Source organism: Peribacillus sp. P4_D6 (assembly GCF_056401795.1).
Window position 1 is genome coordinate 1 of the sequence record NZ_JBFUIQ010000374.1, and the last position, 782, is coordinate 782.

Annotated in this window: 1 protein-coding gene; it reads right to left on the reverse strand. The window is 38.5% G+C overall.

Annotation, left to right across the window (positions count from 1 at the left end; genetic code table 11):
* Window positions 1-248: 248 nt before the first annotated feature.
* The coding region (locus AC1DVB_RS27685; RefSeq protein ID WP_477592052.1) for a DUF3898 domain-containing protein at window positions 249-782 on the reverse strand (534 nt) is incomplete at its 5' end.

The following is a 782-nucleotide window of genomic DNA, read 5'->3' on the forward strand; positions in this document are numbered from 1 at the left end:
GGTGTATGAAAACAAGTTCTATAAGATAAGAGCCTAAGTAGCAGTATTTACTTAGGCTCATGATAAGCATGCATTTCTAAAAAATATATTTAACTTCTTAATTGAAAATAGGACTTAGAAAAAATAAACAAACTGGAGAAACTACTAACAAAAGTTAGTAGTTAGATTTAAGAGTATTAATAGTATTTTAAGGTCTAAAATTGATCACATACTGCTCACATTTTTGCTCACAAAACTCGGACTATTTATCAACTTTTATTTATGATTTTTTCGATTAGTATTTGCAAATCATCCGGCTTATGAAACTCAATCGGCGAAACGCCTTTATCGAACTCGATTGTATCGGATTCTATCATCAATACATACTTCCCATTAATCTTTCCTAAATGGATGCTTTCGCCAAAATCGGCTAACAGTCCTTTGACGGATGTGCTGCCAAGCTTCATTCGCATTTCGGCTTCAGGTGTATGCTCGACAATCTGGGCTGTGGCTTCGACGACTTGGTGGGTTTCAAGGCGTTCCTGAATTTCCCGCTTTTCACTGGTTTCCCAGATTTCCAGGTCTTGTTCGAATTTCTGCAGTTCGTCACTGTTTTCTTCGAATTGTGCGGATACATGTTCATGAACCATGTGTATGACCTGGTTTTTCATGATTTCCGGCATCGATTCGCCATATTCGACGAACTTCAAAAAGTCCTCGAAGTAGCGTGCATGTGAGGCCTGATGGATTTTCAATTCGCCTTCTTCGACCATACCTTCTTCGGGCATGTATGGGTATTGGAT